The sequence below is a fragment of the Amycolatopsis sp. NPDC004747 genome (genome assembly GCF_053601335.1).
The window spans coordinates 144,012-165,260 of sequence record NZ_JBSGBQ010000012.1 but is presented as its reverse complement, the minus strand read 5'-3'; the positions used below and the strand labels follow the sequence as shown (position 1 = coordinate 165,260).

The window sequence follows — 21,249 nt, the reverse complement described above, 5'->3', positions numbered from 1 at the left end:
CCAGCATCGCCGTCCGGGATTGAGGAAACATTGAACCGCAGCCGGTCCCGGTCGCCCCGGGACCGAACCGGCCGGCGGGGGTTTCCGCCGCGCGCGCCGCTACGGCCGCGGGACGCGTTCGGGGTGGTCGGTGATGATGCCGTCGACGCCGAGCCGGGTGGCGCGCTCGATCTCCCGCGGGTCGTTGACCGTCCAGGCGTAGACCCGGATCGCCGCCTCCTGCAGCGCGGTGACCTGCTCGGCGCGGATCGATTCGAACCCGAGACCCACGCAGCGGGCACGGGCCGCGCGCGCCATCCCGATCGGGTCGATCGGCGCCGCTTCGACGAGCGCGATCGTCTCCAGGCCCGGGTGCCCGGTGGCGGCTTCGCGGACGACGTCGTGGTGGAACGAGGCGATCGCGCACTGCTCGTCCGGGAGGCTCTCCGAGATGGTCTTGAGCGTGGCTTCGACGGTTCCCGGCACCAGAACCTCGGCCATCAGCCGGACTTCGGTGCCGCGCAGGAGCTCGCACACCTCGGCCAGCAGCGGGACCGGTTCGCCGCCGACCCGGACGTGCGCGCGGAGGTCCTCGTAGTCGAGGTCCCAGAGGTAACCCGTTTGGCCGGTGACGCGGTCGAGGAGCTTGTCGTGGAACACGACGAGCCGGCCGTCGCGCGTGGGCTGGACGTCGATCTCGACCATGTCGATGCCGAGCCCGATGGCCTTCTCCACCGACACCAGGGTGTTCTCGGGTGCGTGCCCGGCAGCCCCGCGATGACCGATGACCAGCATTCCCGTCCTTTCAGGATGAGCACAGCGGGGTGCCGTGCTTCCAGAGGTGTTCGAACCACGAGCGGTACACCCGGAACAGGTGGGCGGTCATGGGGTCGGTGTGCTTGCCGTCCAGGTAAAGGTAACCGAACTCGCCGCCGTGGAGCTTGCCCTGCGCGAACTCGGTGAAGCCGAGGTACAGGTGCCGGTCGTCGACCAGGAAGCCGTGGAGCACCGGAGGCAGGTCGTAGGACCTGATTTCGATGGAAATGTTGCTGCGCTGGAGGAAACCGGCGTTCTCGGCGACCTGGTTGCCGATCTTCTCCACGACCGCGGCGGCGGTTCCGGTGTGGATCGAGCTGCCGCCGTCGACGATCGGGCGGATGTGCTCGGAATTGCCGTTGATCAGCATGCCGCGGTAGTCGAGGTTCTGCAGGTTCTTCTGGAAGATCAGCCGGTAGAGCAGGAAGGTCTGCACCACTTCCAGATCCAGGCCGAGGTTGAGCACTTCCGTCCGCTCCGCCGGCGCCACGTCCGTCGCGATCAGCCGCTGGAGGTGCTCGAGGACCTCGTGCACCCCGGTGAGGACGACCGACGCCGGTCGCGACGCGGAAGCGGGTTCCGCGGTGTGGCGGCGCAGCAGTTCGCCGACGATCGCCGCACCGGGCAGGTGCTCGACGATCAGGCCGGTCAGCTGCTCGTTGCCGGCGTCGACGGCCGCCTGCAGCGGAGTGCGGCCGTTGAGACGGGCGTCGGCGCGAACGCCGGCACGCAGCAGCAACCGGACGGCTTTCCGGTCGTCGTCGGCGACGCATCGGGCCAGCGACGCGTCGGACACCTCGACGCCGAGCCGGCGGAGCGCGGACCGGGCACGGGCCCGCTTCGAAAAGATCCAGACGACGACCCCGCTGGCGGCCAGGAGGAGGGTGATCGCGGCACCGAGGACGTCGGTCCAGCTGCCCGCGTCGAGCGCCGAGACACTCGCCAGGGTGGGGAACAACACGCGAAATGTCCCTCCCTGCGCGAGTGGATCGGCCGCCGAGCTTAGCAGGAGGACCCGCCCCGGTCGCCGCATTCGCGCCGGTCACCCCTTTGTCATGCAGATGTAGCTCGTTCGGGCGTAGTGCTCCGGTGAATCGGCGAGAAAGCCGCCGGATCGATTTCGGATGCTCTGCGGGTACTCGTCGGTGCTGCGGCGGACCGGCCGAACTACTATGGAACGTAGTTGGCCGGTGTACCTTGCGGCTACCCTACCCCCCTAGGGTATAAAGGAGGCATGAGCGAACAGACCTACACCGTGGCCGGCATGACCTGCGAGCACTGCGTGCGTTCGGTCACCGAGGAGATCGGCGGGATCGACGGCGTCACCGGCGTCGTCGTGGACCTGCCCACCGGGAAGGTGACCGTGCGCAGCAGCACGGAGCTCGACGTCGCGGACGTGCGCGGCGCCGTCAAGGAAGCCGGCTACGAGCTGACCGCCTGAGCCGCGGCAGCTCCTCCCCTGCGAGGACAGGCACATGAACACAGCAGCGAAGCTTTCCGCCTACGGTGCGGCGCTCGTCCTGGTCGCCGGTGGCGCCTGGGCGAGCGGCACCGCTGTCGGTCCCCTCTCCAGCGCGGCTGGGGTGCCCGGTGGCGAGGACACCGGGCACGGGGACACCCACGGCGGCACCGTCGCGGAGGCCGCGAAGACCGATGAGCCCGGCGGGCTCGCGTCGTCCAGGGGCGGCTACACCCTCACGCCCACCAGCACGACGCTCATCCCCGGGACGCAGACGCCGTTCACCTTCCGCATCACCGGCCCGGACGGCCACCCGGTGACCCGCTTCGACGTCGAGCACGAGAAGCGGCTGCACCTGATCGTCGTCCGGCGGGACACCACCGGCTTCCGGCACGTGCACCCGGAACTCGCCGCCGACGGCACGTGGAGCGTGCCGCTGCCGGTCTCGGACGCGGGCAGCTACCGGGCTTTCGCCGACTTCAAACCGACCGGCGCGGAAGCGATGACGCTGGGCGTGGACCTGGTCGTGCCGGGCGAGTTCCGGCCGGTGGACCCCGCCCCGGCGAAGACGTCCATTGTGGACGGCTATCGGGTTCGGCTCGACGGCGATCTGCTGCCCGGCAGCATGTCGAAGGTGACCGTGACGGTCACCGAGGACGGCCGGCCGGTCACCGACCTGCAGCCCTACCTCGGCGCGTACGGCCACCTGGTGGCGTTGCGCGGCGGTGACCTCGGCTACCTGCACGTCCACCCCGACGGTGAGCCCGGCGACGGCAAGACCCCCGCGGGTCCCGCGGTGACGTTCCACGTCGAGGTCCCTTCGGCGGGCACCTACCGGCTGTTCCTGGACTTCCGGCACGCCGGGGTCGTCCGCACGGCCGAGTTCACCGTCGGCACGCGAGAGAGGGCGGGGGCATGAGCACCGAGGCGGCCACGGGCGAGGTCGAGCTGGCGATCACGGGGATGACGTGCGCGTCGTGCGCGATGCGGATCGAGCGGAAGCTGAACAAGCTGGACGGCGTCACCGCGACGGTCAACTACGCCACGGAGAAGGCGAAGGTCGTCTATTCCGGCGATGTCGAGCCGCAGCGGCTGGTCGAGCAGGTCGAGGCCGCGGGCTACGGCGCCACGCTGCCCACCCCGAAGCCCGAAACGCCCGAGACGGCGGAGGACGACCCGACCCGGGCGTTGCGGCAGCGGCTGATCGTGTCGGCGCTGCTGTCGCTGCCGGTGGTGCTGCTGGCGATGGTGCCGGCGCTGCAGTTCACGTACTGGCAGTGGATCTCGCTGACGCTCGCCGCACCGGTCCTGGTGTGGGGTGCGTGGCCGTTCCACCGCGCCGCGTGGGCGAACCTGCGCCACGGCGCGGCGACGATGGACACGCTGATCTCACTCGGCACGCTGGCGGCGTTCCTGTGGTCGCTGTACGCGCTGCTGTTCGGCACCGCGGGCGTGCCGGGGATGAAGCACCCGTTCGAGCTGACCATCGAGCGGATGGCCGGCGACGGCAACATCTACCTCGAGGTCGCCGCGGGTGTCACGACGTTCATCCTGGCCGGCCGCTACTTCGAGGCCCGCTCCAAGCGCCGTGCCGGCGCCGCGCTGCGGGCGCTGCTCGAGCTGGGTGCGAAGGACGTCGCCGTGGTGCGGAACGGCCGCGAGGAGCGGATTCCGGTCGAGGCGCTGCAGGTGGGGGACCGGTTCGTCGTGCGGCCGGGGGAAAAGATCGCCACCGACGGCGTGATCGAGGACGGCGGCTCGGCGGTCGACGCGAGCATGCTCACCGGGGAAAGCGTGCCGGTCGAGGTCGGCCCGGGTGACCCGGTGGCCGGCGCGACCGTCAACGCGGGTGGCCGGCTGGTCGTGCGGGCGACCCGGATCGGGTCGGACACGCAGCTCGCGCAGATGGCGAAGCTGGTCGAGGACGCGCAGACCGGGAAAGCGCAGGTCCAGCGGCTGGCCGACCGGGTGTCGGCGGTGTTCGTCCCGATCGTGATCGCGCTGGCGGTGGGCACGCTGGCGTTCTGGCTCGGGGCGGGTGGCACGGCGTCGGCGGCGTTCACCGCGGCGGTGGCGGTGCTGATCATCGCCTGCCCCTGCGCGCTCGGGCTGGCCACGCCGACCGCGTTGCTGGTCGGCACCGGGCGGGGCGCGCAGCTGGGCGTCCTGATCAAGGGCCCGGAGGTGCTGGAGTCGACCCGCCGGGTGGACACCGTGGTGCTGGACAAGACCGGCACGGTCACCACCGGCCGGATGGCGCTGGTCGAGGTGCACCCCGCGGACGGGGTCGAGGCGGGCGAGGTGCTGCGGCTGGCCGGGGCGCTGGAAAACGCTTCCGAGCACCCGATCGCCCAGGCGATCGCCGGCGGCGCCCGGGACGAGGTCGGCGACCTGCCCGACGTCGAGGACTTCACGAACGTCGAAGGGCTCGGTGTCCAGGGCGTCGTGGACGGCGTGGCGGTGCTCGTCGGCCGGACGGCGTTGCTGGCGGAGTGGAGCCTGTCCCTGCCCGCCGAGCTGGCCTCGGCCAAGGCCGAAGCCGAGCAGCTCGGCCGGACGGCGGTCGCGGTCGGCTGGGACGGGCGGGCCCGCGCGGTCCTGGTCGTGGCGGACACGGTGAAGCCGACGTCCGCGGAGGCGATCGCGCAGCTGCGGGCGCTCGGGCTGACCCCGGTGCTGCTGACCGGGGACAACGAGGCCGTGGCGAAGGCGGTGGCCGCCGAGGTCGGGATCGAGCGGGTGGTCGCCGAGGTGCTGCCGAAGGACAAGGTCGACGTCGTCCGGCGGCTGCAGGACGAGGGCAAGGTCGTGGCGATGGTCGGCGACGGCGTCAACGACGCGGCCGCGCTGGCTCAGGCCGACCTTGGGCTGGCGATGGGGACCGGCACGGACGTGGCGATCGAGGCCGCGGACCTGACCCTGGTGCGCGGCGACCTGCGGGCGGCGGTGGACGCGATCCGGCTGTCGCGGCGGACGTTGCGGACGATCAAGGGCAACCTGTTCTGGGCGTTCGCCTACAACGTCGCGGCGTTGCCGCTGGCCGCGGCGGGCCTGCTGAACCCGATGATCGCGGGGGCGGCGATGGCGTTCAGCTCGGTGTTCGTGGTCAGCAACAGCCTCCGCCTGCGCGGCTTCCGCGCGGCGAACTGACCGGCCCCCGTGAGGGCCGTCCGGCGGGCGGCCCTCACGGGCAGGAGACCAGGCCGGCGCCGGCCATCAGGACCACCGCGACGGCCGGCGGCGCCACGAGGGCCACCAGCCCGCCGATGACCGCTTTCGTGCCGGCGGTGAGCCGGTGCCCGGCGTCGCCGGCGGCGAGCCGCTGCAGCCGGATCGCGGTGTCGCCGCCCGCCATCGCCAGCGCCCGCCGGGGGCCGTCGCCCGCGCGGATGGCCAGCAGCGCCGAACGCAGCGGTTCGCGGCCGCACTGCGCGGCCGCCGTCCGGTCGGCCGCCAGCTCGACCAGGAGGCGGACCGCGCCGGGGAGTTCCCGCATCAGCGGGACGAACCCCAGCGTCCGGCCCAGGACCTCGGCGCAGGCGGTGAGCACGTGGTGGTGCCCGCGGACGTGCGCGCGCTCGTGCGCGAGGACGGCCTGCAGTTCGCGGTCGGACAACCGCCCGGCCAGGCCCTCGCTGGCGACGATCAGGGCCCGGCGGCCGCCGAGGCTGTAGGCGACCGGCTCGTCGTGCGGCAGCCACAGCGTCGGGATCGGCCGCCCGTCGGCCGAGCCGGACAGCCGCAGCGCGGCGAGGTGACGGCGGTGCAGGACGTTGCGCCGCCGCCGACGTCCCGCCCAGGCCAGTGCCAGCCGGCCGGCGACAGCCACCGCGACGACGGCCGCCCCGCCGCCGACGATCGGGTCGAGCTCGGGCAGCCCGTCGTGACCGACCGCCGACCAGCAGTCGTGCAGCACGGCCATGATCGCCGCGGCGGGCCCGTGCCCGGGCAGGGCCAGCAGCAGAACACCGCCGGCGGTGCCGGCGACGAGCCCGGCCGCGGTCAGCAGCCACCAGGCGAGCGCGGTGCCGGGGCTCACCAGGGCGGAGAACCTGCCCAGCGGCCGCGGTGACCACCAGCCGACCACCAGGACCCCGAGCAGGAGCGCCGCGGCGGTGATCACCGCTTGCGCGGCTTCCGGCGCAACGCCTTGCGGAGGAAGTCCGACTCCTCCTCCGACGCCGACCGCACGAAGTGCAGCAGCACCGACTCTCGGTCGCCACCGGAGTCGAGCAGCTCCCGCAGCGTCTGCGCGGTGGCCTCCTCGCGGGAGGTGACCGCGGTGTAGCGGTAGGCGCGGTTCTCCATCTCGCGGACGACCCAGCCCTTGCGGTGCAGGTTGTCCAGCACCGTCATCACCGTGGTGTAGGCCAGGTCGCGGTGCCGGTTGAGCTCGTCGAGCACCTCGCGGACCCGCATCGGTTCCGTCGCGCTCCAGAGCACGTCCATGACCGACGCCTCGAGCTCACCCAACTTCAGCATGGCACCTCCGCGCAGAAGGATACTTCGCCGCCGGGATCACCCGACGATGCGCCGGGCGCCCAGCAGGTGGCCGTCACCGCGCTGGGGACGCACGTCGACCAGCTGCCCTTCGGTGGGGGCGTCGACCATCTTGCCGTCGCCGACGTACATCGCGACGTGGTGGATCGCACCCGCGTTGCCGGTCCCGTCGTCGTAGAACAACAGGTCGCCCGGGACGAGCTGGGTGAGCGGCACGGCTTTGCCCGCGGTGAACTGCCGGCGGCTGGTGCGCGGGATGGTGATGCCGGCCTGCTGGTACGCCCAGGACGTCAACCCGGAGCAGTCGAACTCGTCCGGCCCGGTGGCGCCCCATTCGTACTCCGAGCCGCGCTTGGACAGCGCGGCCTGCAGCGCGTCGTTCGCCGCTCCGGGCGGGCCGAGGTAGGAGCCGTTGTCCTGGACCGTGCCGAGCCTCCTGCGGTCGGCCGACGGCAGTTTGCCCAGCGCCGTGCGCACTTCGGCGATCTGTCCGTGCAAGTTCTCCTGGCGCTTGCGGACCTCCTCCAGCGCCGCGGCCGCGTCGTCGGCGGCCAGCTGGGCCGTCTTCTGCGCGTTCGCCGCGGCCGTCTTCGCGTTCTCGGCCCGGTGCACGGCATCGCGCAGGCCGCCGAGCACGACGGTCTTCTGATCGGCCAGCATCGACAACGCCGACGCGCGGTCGAGGAACTCCTGGCGGTTGCCGCTGTCCAGCAGCATCGCGGCGTCGTTGAGCTGCCCGCCGTCGAGCGCGGCCAGCGCGATGGTGCCGACCTGCGGGCGGAACCGCGCGATGGCCGCCTGTGCCCGGCCGAGGTCGTCGGCGGCCCCGGTCACGTCCGCGTTCGCCCGGTCGCGGTCGGCCTGCCGAGCCTTCAGCTGGTCCTGCGCGCTCAGCAGGTCTTCGTCGGCCTTGGCGGCTTGCGCGCCCAGCTCCTGGTAGCGCTGCATCGGGTCCTGGCCGGGCGGCGGTGCCGGCTGCGCGCTCGCGGGGAGCGTTCCCCAGCCGATGAACAGCAGCGCGGTGGTGGCGACGAGCGGGTGTCGCCGGGATCGCCGGTGCGGTGTCACGGGTGCTGACTCTCCTGTCGCGGGGGATCCGGTCCACTAACGTGCTTAGTACTATCCGGATAGTTGTCAGCATGCTGTGAAGGTCCGTGAGGGACACCCCGGGTTCACCCGGGGTGTCCCTCACCTGTCCGGAATCAGCTTTGCGAGAGCAGCCCCTGCATTTCGGTGATCTCCGCCTGCTGGGCGTCGATGATCTTCTGGGCCAGTGCCTTGGCGTCGGCGTTGCCGCCCTTGGTGAGCTCGGTCTTGGCCATGTCGATCGCGCCCTGGTGGTGCTCGATCATCATGCCGAGCCACATCTTGTCGAACGCGGCGCCCTTGGCCTGCCCGAGCTTCTGCACGTCGGCGTCGGACATCATGCCGGGCATCGAACCGTGGTCCATGCCCGGCATCGACGAGGCCGCGGGAGCGCCCCAGGCGGTCAGCCAGCCCTGCATCTGCCGGATCTCCGGGTCCTGGGCCTGCTCGATCCGGCTCGCCAGGTCGACGACCTTGGGGTTGGTGCTGCGGGAGGGCACCAGCTTCGCCATGTCGAGAGCCTGGCTGTGGTGCGGAACCATCTGCTGGGCGAACGCGACGTCGTCGGCGTTGTGCCCGGCTGCCTCCCGGTTCGGGGCCGGCGCGGACGAGCTCGAGCTCATCCCCGGCATGGACGGCTGGTCGCTGCTGCTGCACGCGCTCAGGACGAGCGCGGAGACGACGGCAATGCCGCCGACGAGCAGGTTTTTGGGCATGACGAATCCTTCTCTGTGAGTTTGCTGCCGGAAAACCGTGAGGACCGAGAGAAACGCGGCCGGTCAGGTCCGCAGAACGCAGAGAGAAGTGAGGATCAGCCGCCCGCGTCTGTCGGGTGGCCGCTCGGGATACAGGGAGCCACGAGGACCCGCCGGGGCGGCGAACTCCGCCGCCCGCAACCGGCCGAGTGCCGCGAGCGCAAGGAAGAGCGCCACCACGGCCGAGACGACGGCCAAGCAGAGGTGGAGGAGGTTGTGGCCACCGCCGTCCGGCATGCCGGGGTGCTGCTCGCCGAAGCCTGCATCGACGACGGCCGTCTCGGCCATCGGCGCAGCCGCCATCACGGAGGCGCCCTCGGGATTCATCGCCATGCTGACGTGGTGCATGGCGACAACGCACAGCGCGAGCGCGCACAGCAGGAGAATCCGCTGCACCTTGCCGAGCCGGGGCGCTGCCATGCCCCTACGGTACTCAACGCTCGCCGATCGCGGGGAAGCGGGCGGCCTTGGTACTAAGCGGAGTAGTCGACGTCGTAGTGACTGCCCTGAAAAGGTTTACGGTCGGACCACGCGCCTGGCGATCTGCGCGTCCAGCGGGCTCATGTCCTCGCTCACCGGCTCCGACGGCGGCCACCAGCGGAAGTCCAGCACTTCGTCGTTGACGGTCAGCCGGGGCATGTCCTCGAGGCGAACCCGGTACACGGCCAGGAGTTCCCGACGCTGCGGCTTCGTGAGATCGAACTCGGCCATGACGGCGAACGACAGGTCCACGTCGTGGATGCCGGTCTCCTCGGTCAACTCCCGCACTGCGGTCTCGCGCGGGCTCTCGCCCGTCTCCCGGATCCCTCCCGGCAGCTCCCACTGCCTCCGCCGGCTGTCGAACACCATCAGGACGGCTTCCGTGTGGACGGCGACGACCAGCGACGCCGGCACGGCCAGACGTCCCAGCTCCGCTTCCGCCACGAAACGAAAGCCGACCAAGGCGTTGCCGGCACGGTCACGGATCGGGAGTTCAGCCATGGCTTCCCACTTGCTTGAGATCGGAACGCCCTCGGTCCAAGGGCACACGGCGTCGACGGCGGTCGAGGTAGGCGGTTCTCGGCGTCAAGGCCCCATGCCCGCGAACAGAGCCCGGAACACGCGGTCGACGTAGTCGTGGGTCACGGGCTCCTGGGTGATCAGGAACTTGAAGTACAGCGGACCCGACAGGATCGCCATGCCCAGGTCGAGGTCGAAGCCGGGGGAGAGCTGACCCTGCTCCTGGGCCTCCCTGAGCCGGGCGGTGGTCCGTTCCGTCTGCGGGCGGATGAAGCGCTCGTTGAGGGCGGCGGCGACCGCGGGATCGTGCTGCGCCTCGCCCACCAAGGCCTGGTAGAGCGGGCCCCACGGCGGGGTGCCCAGCAGGTCGACCACCGCCTGGGTCTGCCGGCGCAGGTCGGACAGGACGTCGCCGGTGCCGGGGTAGTCCAGGACGGGCTCGTTCCGCGTCAGGAGCGAATCGAGGAACAACAGGCCCTTCGAGGGCCAGCGGCGGTAGACCGTGTGCTTGCCGACGCCGGCGCGGGCCGCCACCCCCTCGATGCTCAGCTTGGCGTAGCCGATCTCCTGGGCGAGGTCCAGCGTGGCCCGCATGATCGTTTCGGTCCGCTCCTCGGCACGGCTCATGGCCACCACTCTAATGGAACGGCACGTGCCGTGTTGACTTCCGGCGCGCGCTCGGCCACGCTGACCCATAACGGCACGAACCGTGCCGTGCCGTATTGAGGGAAAGTGTGTGACTGTGAACTGGTTCACATGTGGTCACAGCCGAGCGGAAGGCGGTGTCTGGTGGGCATGACGAACACGGAACAGACCACGGTGCTGATCACCGGAGGCAACAAGGGACTCGGTCTCGAGGCGGCCCGCAGGCTCGGCGAGCTGGGCTGGACGGTCTTCCTCGGCTCGCGCGACGAAGGTCGCGGACAGGCGGCGGTCGAGAAGCTGGCCGCCGGTGGCGCGAAAGCGGTCCTCGTCCCGCTGGACGTGACCTCGGACGAGTCGGTCGCCGACGCCGTACGGCTGGTCGGAAAGCACACCGACCGGCTGGACGTGCTGATCAACAACGCCGGCGCGCCGGGCGGGGCCGTCCACCCCGCGGAGGCCACGGCCGAGGAGATCCACTCCGTCTACGACACCAACGTGTACGGGCCGGTCCGGGTCACGCACGCGTTCCTGCCCCTGCTGCAGGCGGCCGACCAGCCGCGGGTGGTGATGGTGTCCAGCGGCGTCGGTTCCTTCGCCGTCGTGACCGACCCGGACCAGACCGCTTCGAAGCTGCACGAGCTCGCCTACAGCTCGTCCAAGGCGGCACTGAACATGCTCACCGTCCGGTACGCCCAGGCGTTCCCGGACATCAAGTTCAACGCCGTCACGCCCGGCGAGGTGGCCAACCGCAAGTTCGCCGCCACGGACATGAACAACCACATGGGCCAGCTGACGGTCACCGAGGGCACCGACCCGTTCATCAAGCTCGCGACGCTCGACGCCGACGGACCGACCGGAACCTTCGTCGACCGCCTCGGCCCGGTGGCCTGGTAACCACTTCCACTGAGGAGAAGGACATGAGCAGCAAGGTTTGGTTCGTCACCGGTTCTTCCCGCGGCCTCGGCCGCGAGTTCGTCGAGGCCGCCCTGTCCCGCGGGGACAAGGTGGCCGCGACCGCCCGAACGGCCGGCAGCCTGGAGGACCTGGTCACCAAGTACGGCGACGCGGTGCTCCCGCTCGAAATGGACGTGGTCGACAAGGCCGCGGTCTTTGAGAGCGTGCAGCGGGCCAAGGAACACTTCGGCCGGTTGGACGTCGTCGTGAACAACGCCGGTTACGCCCAGGTCGGCGCGATCGAGGAGCTGACCGAGCGGGAGATGCGGGACCAGCTGGAGACCAACCTGTTCGGCGCGCTGTGGGTCATCCAGGCGGCGCTGCCCCACCTGCGCGAGCAGGGCGCGGGGCACATCGTCCAGCTGTCCTCGGCGGCCGGGCTCATCGCGGTGCCGCTGGGTGGGGCGTACCACGTCTCCAAGTGGGCGGTGGAAGCCCTGAACGAGGCCCTCGCCGGTGAGGTTGCCGGCTTCGGCATCAAGGTGACCATCATCGAGCCCGCCGGTTTCGCCACCAGGGACGGCAAGAACCCGAACCCGCTCGACAACGGTCACCTGGCCAAGCTGAACCCGGTGTACGACGACGTCCGCGAGCGCCTGGCCGGCTTCACGAACAAGCAGCCATCCGGCGACCCGGCCGCCGCGGCCCAGACGCTCCTCAGGATCGTCGACATGGCCGAGCCGCCGCTTCGAGTCCTTTTCGGACAGGGGTTCTACCCGCTGATCCAGCAGGCCTACGCCGACCGCCTCAAGACCTGGGCCGACGGGCAGGACCTTTCGGTGGCGGCGCACGGCAACCTCGACCAGGACGCTCCGGTGAGTTCCCGGCGGTAACCAGGTCGGCTCTGCCTCACCAGGCGAGTGGGGTGTGGTCTTCGAAGGCCGCACCGGCGGGGCCTTCGGCGGGGAGGGTGGCCGGGCGGAGGGCGACCGCCGCGCCGGCCGGGAACACGACGATGCCGGCGATTTCCTCGGGTACGCCCGGGCTCAGGTGGCCGGTTCGGTCTTCCCGCGGAGGCCTTTCGCGACGTGCTGCAACCAGATCACGTTCGCGGCGAGATCGGCCGTCTCCACACCGGCGGGGAGAGCCGGGGCGGTCCGCCGCCCCGGCGCGCCCGCACGGTGCCTGCGCAGTCCGGCGCGGAGCATGGCACCTTCGGCGTACGCGGCCCTGACGTCCGTGCGACGGCGCCGGTGCCGCGGGTCGGCGAGCACCCGGTCGTAGTCGGCGACGTCGCAGTGGCCGAGCAGCGCCCGGCGCGCGTCCCAGATCTGCACCACCCGCAGGTGCAGCCGCAACGGCAGGTCATGGGGGTGCGGCGACCACTTGTCGTCCCACCAGGTCTCGACCGCGGATCCGAATCGGCGCGCGAGCCGGGACGGCCCCAGCGGCATCCGGACGTGCGGGCAGGCGGCGGTGAGCTCCGACCAGAGCGGGTGGAGCCGGCGGAAGGCCCGGTGCAGGCGCCACCACCGCAGGGCCGCGGCCAGTCGCGGGCCCCAGCCGGGCACCGTGACACCGATCAGGACGAACGGCAGGGCCGCGGCGATGAGCCACCCGGTGACGGCGCCTTCCTTGACCGGGATCCGGTCGCCCGTGACCGCCATGACGATGAACGTCGTGCGCACGGCGCAGTACACGCCGGCCAGGGCGTAGCCGATCGTGCCGATGACCAGTCCCCGGCGGATCCACGGCTCGTCGACCAGCCGCGACCATCGCCAGGACATGGTGCCGGCGCCGGTCACCGCCACCGCGACGTAAGCCGTGAACAGCGTGAGGTAGCAGGCGCTGACCGGGCTGTTCGCGTAGTCCGCCACGAGACCGGCGTAGAAGTCCTCCGGCGGCGCACCGATCGCCGCCGTCAGTGCCGGCGCGAGCACGGCGAGCAGCGCCAAGCCGTGCCGCTTGACGTGCCGGATCGCCGCGTTGCGCTCGTTCGCCATGAACACGTAGGCGCTGTAGCCGAGGTAGGCGGCCGTCATCGCGGTCACGTGCTGGGCGATCGAGATCCAGCGCAGCCTGGCGGGGATCGGCACCAGCAGGTGGAGTCCGTAGACGAGCAGGCCCAGGCAGAGGCTGACGGCAAAGATCTGGCTGCCGAGCCAGGCGGCCCGCAGCGCGAGGTTTTCCGGCCGGCGGAGCACGGACCGCAGCAGGTACATCGAGCAGGCGGTGGCGATGGCCGCGGCGATGACGGTGGGATCGCCGAGGGCCGCGGGGTCGAAGCCGGTCACGATCCCGGCCGCCGGTTCATGAGCGCGGCTTCGAACCGGGCGTTCGCCTCCGCGACGGCCTTCGAGCGGTGCGGCGCCGGAACCATGCTGCGCGCGGCGCCGGCCCGCAGCCACATCAGGGCCGCGGCGATCTCGGCGACCTTCTCCTCCACGCCCGCATACCCGTCCCGGCGCGCGAACCGCTGCGCCGTCTCGACCACGCCGGGGTCGAGCTCGGTCAGCTCGTCGCCGGTGAGATCGGTCAGCGACGTGCCGTGGTGGCCGAACAGCACGTGAGCGGCTTCGTGCATGATCACGTGCTCCTGCTGCAGCGGCGGCAGCGTCTCGTCGAACACGATCACGAGGTCGCCGGCCCGCTCGATGACGAGCCCGCCCGCGCCGTCGCGGGGCAGCGCCGCCGGGTACAGCGAGATCCGCTTGCCCCGGCGCGCGGAGATCTGCTCGAGCAGCCGGTCCAGGTCGAACGGCGGGTCCCAGACGAGTTCGTCGAGCACCTCGTCGACGAGGCGGCGCAGCGTGGCCAGGTCGGTCTCGCCCGAGAGCAGCGGGTCGCTCACTCCTCCGCCTCGGCGGCGCCCAGCTGCTCGATGAGGCGGGCGACGGTGAGGAGGCTGTCCGGGGAGAGGCTGCCGAGCCGCGCGTTGATGCCCGTCACCCCATTGCGCTCCGCCGCTTCCCGGAGCCGGCGTGCCGCGGTCAGCGAGTCGAGCTCCTCGTCCGCCACCGCGGCGCGTTCGTCGTCGAGGAAGTAGCTCACCTTGACGCCGAAGAACCGCGCGAGCGCTTCCAGCGTCTCGATCTTGGGGTTCTGCTCCTGGCCGGTGCGCAGCTTCCAGACGGTGGTGCGCGACTTGCCGATGTGCTCGCCGATCACCTGGTCGGCAACGGAATCCGGGCCGTCTCGCGCTGACTTCTTCGCGATCAGGGTGGTCAAGGCGTCCGCGAGCGTGCGGTGGTGCCTCTCCGCTTCGGCCATGTGACTCCCATCGTGTTCAGTAAACTTTACTTGACAATGCCGACCGGTCGCCCGCTATTGTCGGACCTCGCCGGACGAGGTCGCACACTGGTGCCCGATCCGCCCGGCGCACGGGGGGATCCAGGGGGTGCTGTCGGTCGTCCGCGCGAGCGAACACCCGGCAGCGATCCTGGAGCCTGGGGCCCGAGGTGAGACCGGAGGCCGCCGGACACGGGGGAGCGCGTCCGGGCTATGAGGTGCACCCCTCGTTCCAGCAGGCAGTTCCTGCGATTTCCGCTCGGCGACGCTGCCGGGCGGTTCGTGCACGGGCGCGGGCCACCGCTGCCCACCGAATCCGGGGGAGTAACTTGCGAAAACCACGTACCTGGTTCACTGCGGCCGTTGCGGCGTCACTGACCGTCGCGGCCGGCCTCGCGCCCCAGCCCGCGCTGGCCGAGGACGACTGCTCGGCGGGCAAGGTCCTCAACATCGTCGCGCACCACGACGACGATCTGCTGTTCCTGAGCCCGGACCTGATCCACGACATCCAAGAGGGAAAGTGCGTCCAGACCCTCTTCCTGATCGCCTCGAACTACCCGGGGAATCCACCGAGGCCGATCAGCGACACCGAATACATGCAAGAGCGGGAGCGGGGCGTGCGCGACGCGTACGCCACGGCCGCCGGCGAGGATCCCGGCAGCTGGACGTCGCAGCACTACCAAGCCGACCAGAAGGAAGCGACCCAGTGGACGCTCAACGAGCGCGTGTCCATTGTGGAGCTGCGAATCCCCGACAACTCGACCCCGCCGGGCAACAGCCTGTGGTGGCTGTACGCGCTGGACCAGCCGGTCACCACTGTGGACAACGAAGAGAACGGACCGCAGACCTTCACCCGCAGGGAGCTCGGCGACTTCCTCCGCAGGATCGTGGCGAACTTCCGGCCGGACGAGATCCACGCAGGCGACCCGCTTGCCGATCACCGCACGACGGGCTACCACGAAGACCACATGGCGACAGCTCGCCTGGTCCGGTGGTCGCTGGAGGACTGGGCGGGCGCCCCGCCGATCCGTTACTACCGCGACTACTCGATCGTCGACGAGCCGTCGAACCTGCCGCAGCAGGACATCGACGCCAAGATCGACGTGTTCACGGCGTTCGTCCGGCACGACTGGGACATCTGCAAATCAGGCGGTGAATGTCCGCCCGAGGAGTGGGAAAACACCCTGTACCCGAACTCCATGAGCCGGCAGTACCAGGTCGACCAGAACTGGCGCGAAGGCTACATCGAGCCGTTGCCGGAGCCCTACGGCGACAACGGCCGGGAGGATCTCCCGTACATCCGCGGCCACTACAAGATCGTGAACGTGGCGACCGGCGGCGAGCTGGCGGTGTACAACGCCTCGCTGGACAACGGCGCCCGGCTGACCACGTGGAGGCCGACCGGCACGCCCAACCAAACGTTCGAACTGCGGGCCCACCAAGGCGGCTGGGAGATCTCCCCGTTGCACTCCAAGGACCCCGGCACGGACCGCTGGAAGTGCCTCGACGTGCCGGGCCACAGCACGGACTCCGGGATGGAGGTCGACCAGTTCGACTGCGGTGGCTGGGGCCGGAACCCGGACGAAGGTCCGCGGGATTACTTCCACCAGACACTGCGGATCATCAAGCAGCCTGCCGGCGACTACGAGCTCGTCTTCAGGCACTCCGACCTGCGGCTGACCGCGCCGCCGAATGACGGTGGCACGGTGATCCAGGCATCCTGGCAGGCGAACGACAACTACCAGAAATGGATCCTCGTGAAGGCCTGACGGTTGCCGCGCACCCCGCGCAGGGATTGTTCACCTGCGCGGGGTGTTCGCCAGGCCGACGAGCCGGGCTTTCGGGTTCGGTATCTCGCTGTCGTCGTGCGCGAACATTGGATCGGCGCCCCGGTGGACAGTGTTCTCGATCGTGGTCGCGGCTTGCCCGCCACTGGCTGTCGAGTTTCCTCACCTCGCCGTTTCGTCCGGCGTCATGGCCGGGCTGGAGGAACGATGGCCACCGGGCAGGTCGCGTGCTGGATCATGGCCTGGCTGGTGGAACCCAGCAGCAGGCCACGGAAGCCACCGCGGCCGCGGGTTCCGACCACCGCGAGTTGCGCGGTGCGCGCGTGCTCGAGCAAGGTGGGTGCCGGCCTGTCCATCGCGACGTCCGGTTGCACCGTCACTTCGGGATATCGTGTCCGGAACGGAGAAAGCCGCTCGTCCAGCAGCTTCAGGTGTTCCTTGCGGATCGCCTTCCAGCCCGTCGCGAGGGTGGACTGCCAGCCGATGGGGATCGCCTGATCTGTCCAGGTGTGCACGGCCACGAGCGGGACTCCGCGGGCGTCGGCGGCTTGGAAGGCGAACGGGATGGCCGCCTCGCCGGCCGGAGAGCCGTCGATACCGACCACGATCGGGCCGTCCTGCCGCGGTGGGGTCCGGGGACCATCGCTGCGGACGACGACGAGGGGACCGTGTCCGTGGGCGGCCACCTGCACCGCGACCGAGCCGGCGAGCAGGCCGGTGAACCCGCCCAGGCCCCGTGAGCCGAGCACGACGAGGTCGACGAAGGCGGATCGGCCGATCAGGTGTTCGGCGGCCCAGCCGTTGGTGAGTTCGGTGCTCACCTTCACCGCTGGTGCCGCTTCGGTCGCCGTCTCCTTGGCCGCGGCGAGCCGGCGCAACCCTTCTTCGGCCACCACCGACTTGTAGCCACCGAACGCGGCCGCGTAGGGCGCGGCGATCGGAACCAGCGCGCACACGTGCACGATCACCAGCGGCCGGTGCCGCAGCACGGCTTCCCGCGCGGCCCACCGCACGGCCTCGGTGGCCGACGCCGAGCCATCCACGCCCACCACGATCGGCCGGGTTTCGGTCGGTTCCGCCATCGCGTCACTCCTCGGCCTGCTCAGGTGGTCGTCCGCACCATGCTGGCTGCGGTGCCGCCCCGGTGGGGAGAGACGAAAGGCCCTGGGCGGAGTGCTCTGATGCCCTATCTCGCGCGGTGGCGCCGGGGTCGGATGGGAGAAACGAGTGGCCCGCCGCGGGAGGACTTCGGTGATCGAGAACGACGCGACCTCACGGATGCACTGGTTGCGAAGGAGGGCGGAACCGGCGCTGGTGGTCGTCACCGTCGGTGCGTTGCTCGCCGGTGGTGTCGGCCGGCTGGCCGGTGCCGGCGGGTTCGCCGACGTGTGCTGGGTGACCGGGACGGTGGTGGCCGTGGTGCCCGCGGTGTGGTGGGTGGTCGCGGCGCTGCGGCAGAAGCGGGCCGGGGTGGACCTGATCGCGGTCCTGGCGCTGGGCGGCACGCTGGTGGTGCACGAGTACCTGGCCGGGGCGTTGATCGCGGTCATGCTCGCGACCGGACGCGCCCTGGACGCCGCGGCCGAGCGGCGCGCGTCGCACGACCTGCGGGCCCTGCTCGAGCACGCGCCCCGGTCGGCACGACTGCGGCGCGGTGACGCGGTGTCGGTGGTGCCCTTGTCCGAAGTCGCGGTCGGTGACGTGCTGGTGGTCGGTCCCGGCGAGGTCGTCCCGGCCGACGGGCTGCTCGAGGGCGCCGCGGTGCTGGACGAGTCGGTGCTCACCGGCGAGCCGATGCAGGTGGAGCGCACCGCGGGCGACCCGGTGCGCAGCGGTGTGGTCAACGCCGGGCCGGCGTTCGAGCTGCGGGCCACCGCGACCGCCGAGGACAGCACCTACGCGGGCATCGTGCGGCTCGCGCGTGAGGCCGGTGCGGAGAGCGCGCCGGTGGTGCGGCTGGCCGACCGCTACGCCGCCTGGTTCCTGCCGCTGTCGCTGGTCCTGGCGGGGCTGGCGTGGGCGTTCAGCGGCTCCCTGGAACGCGCGGTCGCCGTGCTGGTGGTGGCCACGCCGTGCCCGTTGCTGCTGGCCGCGCCGGTCGCGATCGTTTCGGGCCTGTCGCGCTCGTCCCGGCTCGGGGTGATCATCCGTGGCGGCGGTGCGCTGGAAACGCTCGGCCGGGCGCGGACGCTGGTGCTGGACAAGACCGGGACGCTCACCGCCGGCCAACCGGCGGTCGTGGAGATCGCCGCGGCACCGGGGTGGGAAGCCGCCGAGGTGCTGCGGCTGGCCGCGTCGGCGGAGCAGCTGTCGCCGCACGTGCTGGCCGAGGCGATCGCCGCCGAAGCCCGTGCTCGTGGCCTGTCCCTGTCACTGCCTCGTGACGTCGTGGAGGAACCGGGCCGGGGTGTCACCGCCACGGTCGACGGCCGCCACGTCCAGGTCGGCAAACCGGCTCAGCCGGCGGACCGGGCGTGGGCGACCGCGGTACGCGGCCGCGCCGGTCTCGACGGGGCCGCCCTCGCGTGGCTGGCCGTCGACGGCGAGCTCACCGGGGCCGTGCTGCTGCGGGACCCGCTGCGCCGCGACGCCCCGCGTACCCTGCGGCGGCTGCGCGCGGCCGGGCTGCGGCGGCTGGTGATGCTCACCGGCGACCGCCGGGAACCGGCCGAGGAAATCGGCACTGTGCTGGGCCTGGACGCGGTGTGCGCGGACCAGACGCCCGCGGACAAGGTCGCCGCCGTCCGCGGTGAACGCGAACGGGACGTCACGGTGATGGTCGGTGACGGGGTCAACGACGCCCCGGGGCTGGCCGCCGCCGACGTCGGCGTGGCCATGGGCGCCCGGGGCTCCACCGCGTCGTCGGAGGCCGCGGACGTCGTGCTGACCACCGACCGGCTGGACCGGCTCGCCGACGCCATGGACATCGCCCGCCGCGCGCGCCGGATCGCGGTGCAGAGTGCCGCGACCGGCATGGTGCTTTCCCTGGTCGCCATGGCCGTCGCGGCCGTGGGCTGGTTGCCGCCGGCGGCCGGGGCGTTGCTGCAGGAGGGCATCGACGTCGCGGTCATCCTCAACGCGCTGCGGGCGTTGCGGGGCACACCCGCCGGCGGTATCGCGCTGGCACCGGCCACGGAGCAGCTGCTGCACCGGTTCGCCGCCGAACACGACGAGCTGCGCGGCAGCCTGCCGATGGTGCGCGACGCGGCGAACCTGCTGGCCGAAACCGGCGCGACCCCGGCCGCGCTGGCCGAACTCGAGCGCGTCCACACCTTCCTGGTCGAGCGGCTGCTGCCGCACGAGCGGGCCGAGGAAACCCAGCTCTACCCGGCACTGGCCACGCCGCTGGGCAGCGACGAAGCCACCGCCACGATGAGCCGGGCGCACGCCGAGATCGAACGGCTCACCCGCCGCCTGACCCACCACCTCCGGCTCGCCGAAGCCGGCGGCCGGATCGACCCCGCACAGGTCGACGACCTGCTGTCGGGCCTCTACGGGCTCTACTCCGTGCTCAGCCTGCACTTCGTCCAGGAAGAGGAGAACTACTTCGCGCTGGCCTCGGACACCGAACCCACCGGAGCACGATCATGACGCGGCACGAGGTGTCGTTCCCGGTCGCCGGGGCACGGTGTGCCGCGGACCTGTACTGGCCCGGAACTGCCGCGCGTCCGGTGCCGTGCGCAGCCCGCGGCAGGTGATCGACGTCCGTGAGCAGCGCGAGGAACTACCGCGCCGCCGTGGCCTACGCCCGCACCCTGCCCCGGGATCGATCCGGAGCGGATCGCGCTCTGGGGCACCTCTCTCGGCGGCGGCCATGTGCTCGCCGACGACCCGGCCATCGCCGCGGTGGTGGCCCAGACACCGGTCATCGACGGGTGGCGGCGCGGCCGCACCCTCGCCCGGCGGCTCGACCGCGACGTCCCGGCGCAGACCCTGCGGTTCACGGTGGCGGCCGGACGGGACCTCGCCCGCTGGTGGCGCGGCGAACCCCCGTCCTTCGTCCCGGTCGTCGACGAACCCGGCCGGGTCGCGGCGTTCGTCGAACCGCGCGCCCGAGAAGTGTTCATGGCGCTCGGCGGCGAGGCCACCGGCTGGCGCAACGCCATCGCGCCGCGGCGCCGCGACACCGGCCGGAACTCCGTCCGACCGATGAGTGCGCCGCTTTGGCGGGCGCGGTGCCTGCGTTGCACGCCCCGACGAGCCGGACGACGCTGCGGCGGGCAATTGACTTACTGGCCCGGTACCGGGCGCTGCCCGCCGAACTGTGCCGACGAGCGCCGGCGGGCGGCTTCCGCTGCGGGGCGGCGGAGTGTGGTGGCGGTGGAAGCAGCGGATCGCTCCGGCGGCCGTGGCGGCGGACATGACGAGGAGCTGGATTCGCTGCGGAAGTCCCGGCCACCCGAACGGGTAGGCCGCGACGCACGCCAGGCCGGCAACGGCCCAGATCGTGAACAGCACACGGACCAGCCGCCGGTCGCCCTGGCTGCCGTACCGGCCGGCGAGCCGCAAGGTCGCGAACGCGATGACGACCACCGCGAGCTGCGTCACGACACTGGACCCCAGATGCACCAGGTGCTGCCACGACACTTGCCCGGTGAACTCGAGACGTTCGCACACCGGATCCACAGTGGACACGCAGTCCGGGACGAACACCGCATCGAGCACCGTGCCGGCTCCGAACACGACGAGGCTCCGGCGCAGCGCGACCGCACAGCGAGCCGGCGGCAGCCGCCGCCGCAGCAGGTAGGCGGCCGCCACGTAGGCGGCTCCGGCGATCAGGTCTCCGGCACGGAACAGCTGCTGGTAAGGCTGGAAAACCGGATAGTGCTCACTGACGAAGCTGCGGACCGGATCCAGGCCGGTCGGCAGGACGAATTCCAGCAGCCACAGCGCGTACGCGCCGCCGGCGACCAGCAACAATCCGGCCGCCCCCGGTCGAGCCCGGTAGGACCCGCGCATGCGAACCCCTCCCTGTACCGAGCCCAGCATGCGGTGAACCGGACGTCGCGGGACAGAGGAGTCCGGCACCGCCCCGGTGCCG

General features: G+C 71.5%; 21 protein-coding genes. 7 read left to right on the top strand and 14 right to left on the bottom strand.

From position 1 onward, the window contains the following. Positions 1-99: 99 nt before the first annotated feature. Both ACWEGE_RS21285 and ACWEGE_RS21280 read right to left on the bottom strand, forming a co-directional pair. The gene (locus ACWEGE_RS21285) at positions 100-774 is read right to left on the bottom strand and encodes a glycerophosphodiester phosphodiesterase (RefSeq protein WP_449662169.1); all 675 of its coding nucleotides are present in this window, start codon (positions 772-774) and stop codon (positions 100-102) included. Between the two features lie 10 nt (positions 775-784). Continuing rightward, the gene (locus ACWEGE_RS21280) at positions 785-1,756 is read right to left on the bottom strand and encodes a hypothetical protein (RefSeq protein WP_449662168.1); all 972 of its coding nucleotides are present in this window, start codon (positions 1,754-1,756) and stop codon (positions 785-787) included. 273 nt (positions 1,757-2,029) lie between these two features. On the opposite strand from ACWEGE_RS21280, the gene ACWEGE_RS21275 reads away from it, so the two are divergent. From ACWEGE_RS21275 to ACWEGE_RS21265, 3 genes are read left to right on the top strand one after another with little or no spacing between them, the layout of a single operon-like run. Beyond that, positions 2,030-2,236 carry a heavy-metal-associated domain-containing protein gene (locus ACWEGE_RS21275; RefSeq protein ID WP_449662167.1) on the top strand — a complete coding sequence of 69 codons (207 nt, stop codon included), beginning with the start codon at positions 2,030-2,032 and terminating at the stop codon, positions 2,234-2,236. Between the two features lie 34 nt (positions 2,237-2,270). Further along, positions 2,271-3,173: a hypothetical protein gene (locus ACWEGE_RS21270; RefSeq protein ID WP_449662166.1), complete on the top strand. Its 903-nt coding sequence runs from the start codon at positions 2,271-2,273 to the stop codon at positions 3,171-3,173. Then, on the top strand, positions 3,170-5,404 hold the full coding sequence (locus ACWEGE_RS21265; protein WP_449662165.1) for a heavy metal translocating P-type ATPase: 2,235 nt from the start codon (positions 3,170-3,172) through the stop codon (positions 5,402-5,404). The genes ACWEGE_RS21270 and ACWEGE_RS21265 overlap by 4 nt, the downstream gene beginning before the upstream one ends. A 34-nt stretch (positions 5,405-5,438) precedes the next feature. Here the strand turns inward: ACWEGE_RS21265 and ACWEGE_RS21260 are convergent, their stop codons facing one another. The 7 genes from ACWEGE_RS21260 to ACWEGE_RS21230 all read right to left on the bottom strand — a co-directional run bounded on the left by ACWEGE_RS21260 (position 5,439) and on the right by ACWEGE_RS21230 (position 10,221). Beyond that, positions 5,439-6,377 carry a M56 family metallopeptidase gene (locus ACWEGE_RS21260; protein WP_449662164.1) on the bottom strand — a complete coding sequence of 313 codons (939 nt, stop codon included), beginning with the start codon at positions 6,375-6,377 and terminating at the stop codon, positions 5,439-5,441. Further along, the gene (locus ACWEGE_RS21255) at positions 6,374-6,736 is read right to left on the bottom strand and encodes a BlaI/MecI/CopY family transcriptional regulator (protein WP_449662163.1); all 363 of its coding nucleotides are present in this window, start codon (positions 6,734-6,736) and stop codon (positions 6,374-6,376) included. The genes ACWEGE_RS21260 and ACWEGE_RS21255 overlap by 4 nt, the downstream gene beginning before the upstream one ends. Positions 6,737-6,772: 36 nt before the next feature. Further along, the gene (locus ACWEGE_RS21250; protein ID WP_449662162.1) at positions 6,773-7,822 is read right to left on the bottom strand and encodes an NlpC/P60 family protein; all 1,050 of its coding nucleotides are present in this window, start codon (positions 7,820-7,822) and stop codon (positions 6,773-6,775) included. A gap of 134 nt (positions 7,823-7,956) precedes the next feature. Next, positions 7,957-8,556, bottom strand: a complete 600-nt coding sequence (locus tag ACWEGE_RS21245) for a DUF305 domain-containing protein (protein WP_449662161.1) — start codon at positions 8,554-8,556, stop codon at positions 7,957-7,959. Positions 8,557-8,619: 63 nt separating this feature from the next. Beyond that, positions 8,620-9,015, bottom strand: a complete 396-nt coding sequence (locus ACWEGE_RS21240) for a DUF6153 family protein (protein ID WP_449662160.1) — start codon at positions 9,013-9,015, stop codon at positions 8,620-8,622. 96 nt (positions 9,016-9,111) lie between these two features. Further along, positions 9,112-9,576, bottom strand: coding sequence for an NUDIX hydrolase (locus ACWEGE_RS21235; RefSeq protein ID WP_449662159.1), 465 nt, complete (start codon positions 9,574-9,576; stop codon positions 9,112-9,114). A gap of 84 nt (positions 9,577-9,660) precedes the next feature. After that, positions 9,661-10,221 carry a TetR/AcrR family transcriptional regulator gene (locus ACWEGE_RS21230; RefSeq protein ID WP_449662158.1) on the bottom strand — a complete coding sequence of 187 codons (561 nt, stop codon included), beginning with the start codon at positions 10,219-10,221 and terminating at the stop codon, positions 9,661-9,663. Positions 10,222-10,389: 168 nt separating this feature from the next. On the opposite strand from ACWEGE_RS21230, the gene ACWEGE_RS21225 reads away from it, so the two are divergent. Continuing rightward, entirely contained in the window at positions 10,390-11,133 is a 744-nt protein-coding gene (locus ACWEGE_RS21225; RefSeq protein WP_449662157.1) for an SDR family oxidoreductase, read from the top strand. Positions 11,134-11,156: 23 nt separating this feature from the next. Then, positions 11,157-12,026: an SDR family NAD(P)-dependent oxidoreductase gene (locus ACWEGE_RS21220; protein WP_449662156.1), complete on the top strand. Its 870-nt coding sequence runs from the start codon at positions 11,157-11,159 to the stop codon at positions 12,024-12,026. Between the two features lie 153 nt (positions 12,027-12,179). On the opposite strand, the gene ACWEGE_RS21215 is transcribed toward ACWEGE_RS21220, so the two are convergent. The 3 genes from ACWEGE_RS21215 to ACWEGE_RS21205 are packed head-to-tail and all read right to left on the bottom strand — an operon-like array spanning position 12,180 to position 14,403. Then, positions 12,180-13,427 (bottom strand): MAB_1171c family putative transporter, encoded by a 1,248-nt coding sequence (locus ACWEGE_RS21215; RefSeq protein WP_449662155.1) that lies wholly within the window; start codon positions 13,425-13,427, stop codon positions 12,180-12,182. After that, the gene (locus ACWEGE_RS21210) at positions 13,424-13,984 is read right to left on the bottom strand and encodes a hypothetical protein (RefSeq protein WP_449662154.1); all 561 of its coding nucleotides are present in this window, start codon (positions 13,982-13,984) and stop codon (positions 13,424-13,426) included. Before ACWEGE_RS21210 ends, ACWEGE_RS21215 begins: the two co-directional genes overlap by 4 nt. Next, complete coding sequence (locus ACWEGE_RS21205; protein ID WP_449662153.1) at positions 13,981-14,403, bottom strand: helix-turn-helix domain-containing protein; 423 nt, start codon at positions 14,401-14,403, stop codon at positions 13,981-13,983. Before ACWEGE_RS21205 ends, ACWEGE_RS21210 begins: the two co-directional genes overlap by 4 nt. A gap of 347 nt (positions 14,404-14,750) precedes the next feature. Between ACWEGE_RS21205 and ACWEGE_RS21200 the strand changes: the two genes are divergently transcribed. Then, positions 14,751-16,190, top strand: coding sequence for an RICIN domain-containing protein (locus tag ACWEGE_RS21200; RefSeq protein WP_449662152.1), 1,440 nt, complete (start codon positions 14,751-14,753; stop codon positions 16,188-16,190). Positions 16,191-16,393: 203 nt separating this feature from the next. On the opposite strand, the gene ACWEGE_RS21195 is transcribed toward ACWEGE_RS21200, so the two are convergent. Continuing rightward, positions 16,394-17,290 (bottom strand): universal stress protein, encoded by an 897-nt coding sequence (locus ACWEGE_RS21195; protein ID WP_449662151.1) that lies wholly within the window; start codon positions 17,288-17,290, stop codon positions 16,394-16,396. A 196-nt stretch (positions 17,291-17,486) separates the two neighbouring features. Here ACWEGE_RS21195 and ACWEGE_RS21190 point away from each other — a divergent pair, with 196 nt between their 5' ends. Next, positions 17,487-19,799, top strand: a complete 2,313-nt coding sequence (locus tag ACWEGE_RS21190) for a heavy metal translocating P-type ATPase (RefSeq protein WP_449662283.1) — start codon at positions 17,487-17,489, stop codon at positions 19,797-19,799. Here the strand turns inward: ACWEGE_RS21190 and ACWEGE_RS21185 are convergent. Further along, the gene (locus ACWEGE_RS21185; RefSeq protein ID WP_449662150.1) at positions 19,794-21,167 is read right to left on the bottom strand and encodes a DUF998 domain-containing protein; all 1,374 of its coding nucleotides are present in this window, start codon (positions 21,165-21,167) and stop codon (positions 19,794-19,796) included. The genes ACWEGE_RS21190 and ACWEGE_RS21185 overlap by 6 nt on opposite strands. Positions 21,168-21,249: the final 82 nt, after the last annotated feature.

Bases quoted from the DNA above. Each gene is read 5' to 3' on its own strand.
- ACWEGE_RS21255 (WP_449662163.1), bottom strand. From the start codon at position 6,736: ATGCTGAAGTTGGGTGAGCTCGAGGCGTCGGTCATGGACGTGCTCTGG.
- ACWEGE_RS21235 (WP_449662159.1), bottom strand. From the start codon at position 9,576: ATGGCTGAACTCCCGATCCGTGACCGTGCCGGCAACGCCTTGGTCGGC.
- ACWEGE_RS21195 (WP_449662151.1), bottom strand. From the start codon at position 17,290: ATGGCGGAACCGACCGAAACCCGGCCGATCGTGGTGGGCGTGGATGGC.
- ACWEGE_RS21225 (WP_449662157.1), top strand. From the start codon at position 10,390: ATGACGAACACGGAACAGACCACGGTGCTGATCACCGGAGGCAACAAG.
- ACWEGE_RS21275 (WP_449662167.1), top strand. From the start codon at position 2,030: ATGAGCGAACAGACCTACACCGTGGCCGGCATGACCTGCGAGCACTGC.
- ACWEGE_RS21185 (WP_449662150.1), bottom strand. From the start codon at position 21,167: ATGCGCGGGTCCTACCGGGCTCGACCGGGGGCGGCCGGATTGTTGCTG.
- ACWEGE_RS21205 (WP_449662153.1), bottom strand. From the start codon at position 14,403: ATGGCCGAAGCGGAGAGGCACCACCGCACGCTCGCGGACGCCTTGACC.
- ACWEGE_RS21265 (WP_449662165.1), top strand. From the start codon at position 3,170: ATGAGCACCGAGGCGGCCACGGGCGAGGTCGAGCTGGCGATCACGGGG.
- ACWEGE_RS21190 (WP_449662283.1), top strand. From the start codon at position 17,487: ATGCACTGGTTGCGAAGGAGGGCGGAACCGGCGCTGGTGGTCGTCACC.
- ACWEGE_RS21285 (WP_449662169.1), bottom strand. From the start codon at position 774: ATGCTGGTCATCGGTCATCGCGGGGCTGCCGGGCACGCACCCGAGAAC.
- ACWEGE_RS21220 (WP_449662156.1), top strand. From the start codon at position 11,157: ATGAGCAGCAAGGTTTGGTTCGTCACCGGTTCTTCCCGCGGCCTCGGC.
- ACWEGE_RS21230 (WP_449662158.1), bottom strand. From the start codon at position 10,221: ATGAGCCGTGCCGAGGAGCGGACCGAAACGATCATGCGGGCCACGCTG.
- ACWEGE_RS21245 (WP_449662161.1), bottom strand. From the start codon at position 8,556: ATGCCCAAAAACCTGCTCGTCGGCGGCATTGCCGTCGTCTCCGCGCTC.
- ACWEGE_RS21240 (WP_449662160.1), bottom strand. From the start codon at position 9,015: ATGGCAGCGCCCCGGCTCGGCAAGGTGCAGCGGATTCTCCTGCTGTGC.
- ACWEGE_RS21270 (WP_449662166.1), top strand. From the start codon at position 2,271: ATGAACACAGCAGCGAAGCTTTCCGCCTACGGTGCGGCGCTCGTCCTG.